Genomic DNA, 7,266 nt, shown 5'->3' on the forward strand with positions numbered 1-7,266 from the left:
GTAGAAGCCAAAGAGGTCGGTTTTTGTATTGCGGACAGACTTAGTGATGCGTATAACGGAAATCTTGAGCTCGGACTCTTTTTCTCCGGAAGCAACGGGTATAAAATTGATAAAATCATCTCCGTCAAAGAATTGATGGAAAAATTAACCCAAGGGGAGTGAGTTTAAGCGTGCTCCTTCGTATTCTCCTTCTGGCTTTTTTACTATTTACGTCTGCACTCAGTGCTAATAATAACGCACGGCTGGAATCGGCGAAAAAAGCGCTGGAAAGCAGCGATGAAATTGAGCAGTTTCGCGGCTACAACGAATTTAAGAGCATCTATCTTCGTGCCATCGTGGATAAAAACAGTTCTTTGGCGAATGAAGCGTTAGAAGGAATCGTTCATGGCGGGGAGAAGCTTGGAATCGATGTCAGCAAGTATCAAGCCGACTTGCTTAAAATCAAAGGTATCGGTAAACAAACTGACCTGAGTGTTACTCTTCCTGCTGTGGCAGAAACATCTGCATCTTCTCCTATTCCCTCGGTGATTTACGATAAAACATTTAAGCCGGCTCTTATCGCGAGCAAATTTGTGACGCCTGCGCCTGAAAAAATGCTCAAGGCCGCACCTCCTTCCAAACCGGATGAAATTTCGATGACAATGCGTCATCGTCTGCTTGATGCAAAATGGAAAGACAATGGTCTGGAACTTTCGTTTGATAGCCCTGTTCAGCCTTCTGAAATACGACTGTCAAAGATTATTGAGGCGGATAAACAGCGATTTCGCTATATCGTTGATATCGCTTCTTCCACCCTTTCAAAAAGCCAAACCTTGGAACATCATAGTATTAACCGGGTTAAGATAGCTCAATTTGATCCCAAAACACTTCGTCTCGTGATTGAGCATAATCAGGCAATTTCGATTAAACCTACCCCCCAAGGTTCTACGGTTTATATTGATCTTTCGCTAGAACCGCCCAAAGCAACGCCGCCTCTTGCAGCTTTGCCAAAACCGGAAGTCGAAGAGCCTCCGCTTATTGCCGCATTGCCTCCGCTCATTACGGTAACTCCCAAAGATCGCAGTAAAAAAATTATTGTGATCGATCCTGGGCACGGCGGTAAAGACAGCGGCGCTGTCGGCAACGGATATATGGAGAAGAATATTGTATTGCAAATCGGGAGCCAGATTGCCGATAAACTCCGGGCTCAAGGGTATACCGTTTATATGACACGCAGTAACGACACCTTTATCGAGCTGAAAGATCGCACCAAATTTGCTAATGACAAAGAGGCTGATCTATTCATATCCGTTCACGCCAACTCTATCCCCAAAACTTCTGATCCGTTGGGGGCACAGGGGCTGGAAACCTATTTTCTCTCTCCGACGCGAAGTGAACGCTCGATGCGGGTCGCGGCTTTGGAAAACTCTGAAGATATGGGCGAGATGGGACAATACGGGAAACTCAGTTTTTTGAGTTTTTTGAATAAAGAAAAGATTATCGCTTCCAATAAATTGGGGATCGATGTTCAAAAAGGGATATTGGGCAATTTGCGCAAGCAATTTCCGAATATCCATGACAATGGAGTTCGTGAAGCACCGTTTTGGGTTCTTGTGGGGGCGCAAATGCCGGCAGTGCTCTTGGAAGTCGGCTATATCAGCCATCCTGATGAATCAGCCCGTATCGCTGATGAGAAATATCAACGATGGATGGTTGATGGCTTATTGGAAGGTATCGGACATTATTTCGCCAATAACAGTTAAAGTTTGCTTTTTTCGTAAAAATAATTCGTCGCTTCGACGAATCCTTCAACACTCCCGCAGTCGAATCGTTTACCCTTAAATTTATAGGCCAGAACCATACCGCTCTTGGCTTGTGCCATCAAGGCATCGGTGATTTGGATCTCTCCCCCTTTGCCCGGTTCCGTTTGTTCGATGATACGAAAAATATCCGGCGTGAGGATATAGCGCCCGATAATGGCGAGATTGCTCGGTGCGACAGCAGGATCGGGTTTTTCCACCATATTAGTGATCATGTATACGCCATCTTCGATCTCTTTTCCCTCAATGATTCCATAGCGGTTGGTTTGGCTCGGATCGATCTCTTCAATGGCGACAATAGAGCATTTGTATTTGGCATAGAGTGCCACCATCTGTTTGAGAACTCCTACTCCTCTGCCATCGCATAAGTCATCTGCCAAAATAACGGCAAAGGGTTCATTTCCGATCAATGTCTCTCCGGTAAGGATTGCGTGTCCCAACCCTTTCATCTCATTTTGACGGGTATAAGAGAAGGTACAGTTGTCGATTAGAGCGCGGATTTCGGTGAGATAATGCTCTTTACTCGAACCTTTGATCTGGTGCTCAAGCTCGTAGCTTACATCAAAATGATCTTCCAATGCCCGTTTTCCGCGTCCGGTAACAATGGCCATCGTATTCATTCCCGCCTCGACCGCTTCTTCGACACCGTACTGGATCAGAGGTTTGGTCAGAACCGGCAACATCTCTTTAGGCATTGCTTTGGTTGCAGGTAAGAAACGAGTGCCATAGCCGGCGGCAGGGAAAAGACATTTTTTAATCATTTAGGCTCCTTAATTCTAAGTGCTATTTTAGCACAAGTGTCGGGAGTAAACAGGTTTACCCTCTGGCAATATTGTTTTCCTCAAATAATCGCAGGGACATGGGATATTCTCGAAGATATCGCTGTGCTTCTTCGGTGATCGGACGGTTTGTTGCATAACATCGTACGAGCGATCGTCCTGTGAGCATCGGATTGTTGTCAATATAGACGGAACAATCAGCGATAAATCCTTTTAAATCGGATTGTCGTATCTCTTTCAGCGTACTTTCACACCGCACCAATAATAATTCTTTTTCTTTCAACCCGATCAAATCGATCCCTTCTGCTTTGGACGACTTGGTAATCGTGTATCCAAGCTCACTCAAATTCTTACTGACTTGAGCACAGTAATCGACCGGAGCTGTTTGAGCCATTTCGGACGCAAGAGGTACTGTGTAAGACGGTGTTTCGGTTTTCAGGAGTGACTGAGTCTCTTTGAGAAATTGCTCTCTTTGGTATAGCTCTTTTTCGGCTACTTCTTTTTGTTTACGAGAGATGATCATCACAATCCAGTAAGACGCTGCGAGAATGACGAATACAGTAATAAATGTTGCCATTATCAATCCTCAAATTTTTGTATAAATTATACATAAATTGATGAATGTTTCAGATTGGCAGTAGACTCAGGTTAAACGGGCATAATTATAGTACTTTCTTATAAACACTAATATCTATTAGGAAATGAGATCATGTCTACAACATTGGATAAAACGAAAATGGTACAACTTTTTGAGACAAGAGAGATAGAGGATACCATAAATAAAAGTGAACAACATTTTCGTGCATATTTTGAACGTTCTATGATAGGGATGGCCTCAACTTCACCCGAAAAAGCCTGGATCGAAGTGAACGATCGGCTATGCGAAATTCTTGGCTATCCTAGAGAAGAACTGCTTAAGATGACGTGGGCAGAAATTACCCATATTGATGATCTTACGGAACAGGAATTAAAGTTTAATCAGGTGCTCTGCGGTGAAGCGGATGAATATGAGATGGACAAACGTTTTATTCATCGTGAGGGACATATCGTTTATACCCATTTGGCTTCACGCTGTATCCGCCGCGATGATGGAACGGTTGATTATTTTGTTGTGATGGTCGATGATATTTCTATACGTAAACAAACGGAAGAGAGACTGCAGGAGAGTTCTAAAATTCTTCAGAATATTTTAGAAACGACATTGGACGGTTTCTGGAATATTGACTTTAATGGTAATCTTCTAGATGTTAATCTGATGTATTGTCAGCAGTCGGGTTATACACGTGAAGAACTTCTTACAATGCAGATTCCTCAACTCGATGCCATGCAAAGCCTCTCCTATATTGCAGAACATATTCAAAATATCATTGATCATGGACATAAACAGTTTGAAACCAAACATCGCCGCAAGGACGGGTCGCTTTGGGATGTTGAAATCAGTACGACCCACTATGATGAGGGTGGACGAATATTTGTATTTCTACGGGATATCACTGACCGTAAGATATCCGATAGAAAACTCCTCGAAAGCCAATCGCGTATGCGTTCTATTATTGAAAATGAGCCTGAATGCATCAAAATAATCGATCCTAACGGTCTCTTGATTGAGATGAATCCGGCAGGGTTGAAAATGATCGAAGCGGATTTTCTCGATCAGGTAGCCGGCTATCCTGTACTTGATGTCATTGCTCCGGAATATCGAGTCGCTTATGCGGATTTACACAAACGGGTACTCTCCGGTGAATCAATGCAGATGGAATATGAGGTACTCGGGCTGCATGGAGGACGTCGTTTATTGGAAACGCATGCGGTGCCGATGCTGGACAACGGACAAACGTTTCATTTGGCAGTTACCCGTGATATTTCTGAACGGAAGCAAGCCGAAGAAAACCTTCGTGAAAGTGAAAAACGGTTCCGAGACTTTTTTGAAAAAAATTCTTCTGTAATGCTGCTGATCGATCCGGCTACCGGTAAAATCAGAGAAGCCAATGAAGCGGCCACCGCATATTATGGATATTCAAAGAATGAGCTGATGAGTATGCTTATTACTCAGATCAATGTAAACTCACCTGAGTTTGTCAGAGAAGACATGGCGTCGGCTCTTCATGAGTCTCGTAACTATTTTCTCTTTTCCCACCGGCTGGCTTCCGGTGAAGTGCGTCATGTTGAAGTGCATTCAACCCCGATTGAAAGTGGAGGGAAATCTTTGCTTTTTTCCATTATCCATGATATTACCGAACGCAAGCAGGCAGAAGAAAAACTCAATCTTGCCGCAAGTGTTTTTACCCATGCCCGTGAGGGAATTTTAATCACCGATGCCAACGGCAAAATTATTGATATTAATGATACCTTCAGCCGTATTACCGGGTACAGCCGTGACGAGGTTTTAGGAATTAACCCACGTATCTTAAGTTCCAAGCGGCAAGGAAAAAAATTCTATACAGAAATGTGGCACGATCTGTTGGAAAAAGGGTACTGGTACGGTGAAATTTGGAATCGTCGCAAGAATGGCGAAGTGTATGCCGAGATGTTAACGATTAGTGCTGTATATGACCTGAAGGGAAATGTCAAACAATATGTGGCACTTTTTTCCGATATTACGACCATTAAAGAGCATGAACATCATCTCGAACATATTGCACATTATGATGCCCTGACGTCTCTGCCGAACCGTACCCTTCTCAGTGATCGTATGAAAAATGCCATTTCGCAAACATTACGGCGCCAACAGCCTTTGGCGGTAGTGTATCTTGACTTGGATGAGTTCAAAAGTATTAATGACACTTATGGTCATGATATCGGAGATCAGTTGCTCGTCGCTCTTTCAACGCGCATGGAACATACACTGCGGCATGGGGATACCTTAGCCCGTTTAGGCGGGGATGAGTTTGTTGCCGTATTGGTTGATTTGGAAAATACGGAAGCGAGTATCCCTTTGATTACCCGACTTCTTGCGGCTGCTGAAAAACCGGTAACGATTGGTACCCTTTCGCTTCAAGTATCGGCAAGTCTGGGGATTACTTTTTATCCGCAATCCGAAGAAGTCGATGCAGATCAATTATTGCGTCAAGCCGATAATGCAATGTATCAGGCCAAACTGGCCGGAAAGAATTGTTATCATATCTTTGATACCGAACAAGACCGGAATATTCGGGGACATCACGAAAGTCTTGAACGTATTCGTCAAGCACTGAAAAAAGATGAGTTTGTCCTTTATTATCAACCGAAGGTTAATATGCGAACCGGCACAGTCATCGGGGCTGAAGCACTGATACGATGGCAGCATCCAATAGAAGGGCTCTTAGCTCCGGCATTATTTTTGCCGATTATTGAAAATCATCCCCTTGCCGTAGACGTTGGCGAATGGGTGCTCAATACGGCATTGAGCCAGTTGGAATACTGGCACTCTTTGGGCTTGGTACTCCCAATCAGTGTTAATATCGGTGCGCGTCAATTGCAGCAAGAAAACTTTGTGCAGCGTTTACGCAAAGTTTTATCGGAACATCCTTCTGTTCCCCCATCTTTTCTGGAGCTGGAAATATTGGAAACCAGCGCTTTGGAAGACATCAACCGGGCATCCCGCGTTATGGAAGAGTGTCGAGAACTCGGCGTGAATTTTGCTTTGGATGATTTTGGAACCGGATATTCTTCGTTAACTTACTTAAAACGGTTACCGATTGCTTTACTCAAAATTGACCAGAGTTTTGTTCGCGATATGCTCGATGATCCGGATGATTTGGCAATTTTAGAGGGGGTGATAGGATTGGCCGCCGCATTCCGTCGGGAAGTCATTGCTGAAGGCGTCGAAACGGTGGAACATGGTGAAATGCTGCTTCAGTTAGGCTGTGATCTTGCCCAAGGATATGGAATTGCACGTCCTATGCCGGGAATTGAATTTCCCGCATGGGCAGAAGGATGGCACCCTGATACGGCATGGACGACAATGCCGTCTGCCAATTTGAGTGATTTGCCCTTACTGTATGCCGGGGTTGAACACCGGGCGTGGATTTCCGCTACGGGGATGTTTTTAAAAGGTGAGAGAGAAGCCCTAAACCCACAAAACCACCATCAATGCCGTTTCGGAAAATGGCTGGACACGGACGGTGTTACCCGCTATGGTGAAGATCCGACATTTCATACGATCAAACGAATTCATCAGGAAATCCATAAGTTGGCCTCAGAATTATTGGAACTTCATTCTCAGGGCGAATATTCCAAAATTTTGGAAGGATTGGAAGAACTGTATCGTTTGCGTGATAGTTTGATGGAACAATTGAAATTATTGGTTGTCAGTACAAGATATGTGAAAAAAGTGTATTAAATATGGAGATGGCGGAGGAGAGATTCACAAACTAGGTAATTTATGATGTTTTAAAAGTAATACTTGGAATTAGGTACCTTAAAAAGTACATGATAAGCAAAGCGTCACTTTTAAAACAATAAACTGAATTTTATGCCTGTGTTGCCTGCCGTTCTTTTTCTTTATCAGTATGGGTGATTGTGTGCCAACCTTTCCCTTTGATAGAAACTTCAACAATCATGTAAGACTCAATTTGAATAAGTTGGGGCTTACCCTCGATTACCATTTCTACTTTTCGTTTGACGGATGGTTCATTATCTCTGATAACAGCCATATTTCCATCACTTAGCTTTACTAATGTATCTCTTTTTAACTGTTTTGTGTAATG

The 7,266-nt window shown here is 43.5% G+C and carries 5 protein-coding genes and 1 pseudogene; 3 read left to right on the top strand and 3 right to left on the bottom strand.

From position 1 onward, the window contains the following. Together WAO38_RS09650 and WAO38_RS09655 are read left to right on the top strand one after the other, a co-directional pair. Positions 1-162 (top strand): annotated as a pseudogene (locus WAO38_RS09650) (nitronate monooxygenase); the annotation flags it as partial. Next, the gene (locus WAO38_RS09655; RefSeq protein ID WP_422236587.1) at positions 159-1,742 is read left to right on the top strand and encodes an N-acetylmuramoyl-L-alanine amidase; all 1,584 of its coding nucleotides are present in this window, start codon (positions 159-161) and stop codon (positions 1,740-1,742) included. The pseudogene WAO38_RS09650 and the gene WAO38_RS09655, both read left to right, overlap by 4 nt. Here WAO38_RS09655 and galU read toward each other — a convergent pair. After that, positions 1,739-2,560: a UTP--glucose-1-phosphate uridylyltransferase GalU gene (gene galU / locus WAO38_RS09660; protein ID WP_422236589.1), complete on the bottom strand. Its 822-nt coding sequence runs from the start codon at positions 2,558-2,560 to the stop codon at positions 1,739-1,741. The two genes, WAO38_RS09655 and galU, sit on opposite strands and share 4 nt — an antisense overlap. Positions 2,561-2,615: 55 nt before the next feature. After that, positions 2,616-3,155, bottom strand: a complete 540-nt coding sequence (locus tag WAO38_RS09665; protein ID WP_422236591.1) for a hypothetical protein — start codon at positions 3,153-3,155, stop codon at positions 2,616-2,618. A 132-nt stretch (positions 3,156-3,287) separates the two neighbouring features. Here WAO38_RS09665 and WAO38_RS09670 point away from each other — a divergent pair, with 132 nt between their 5' ends. After that, positions 3,288-6,899, top strand: a complete 3,612-nt coding sequence (locus WAO38_RS09670; RefSeq protein ID WP_422236593.1) for a PAS domain S-box protein — start codon at positions 3,288-3,290, stop codon at positions 6,897-6,899. A 130-nt stretch (positions 6,900-7,029) separates the two neighbouring features. Here the strand turns inward: WAO38_RS09670 and WAO38_RS09675 are convergent. Beyond that, positions 7,030-7,266, bottom strand: a 237-nt coding sequence (locus WAO38_RS09675; protein WP_422236595.1) for a hypothetical protein, incomplete at its 5' end; no start/stop codon positions are given.

Source organism: Sulfuricurvum sp., assembly GCF_049277495.1.
Classification (GTDB): domain Bacteria; phylum Campylobacterota; class Campylobacteria; order Campylobacterales; family Sulfurimonadaceae; genus Sulfuricurvum.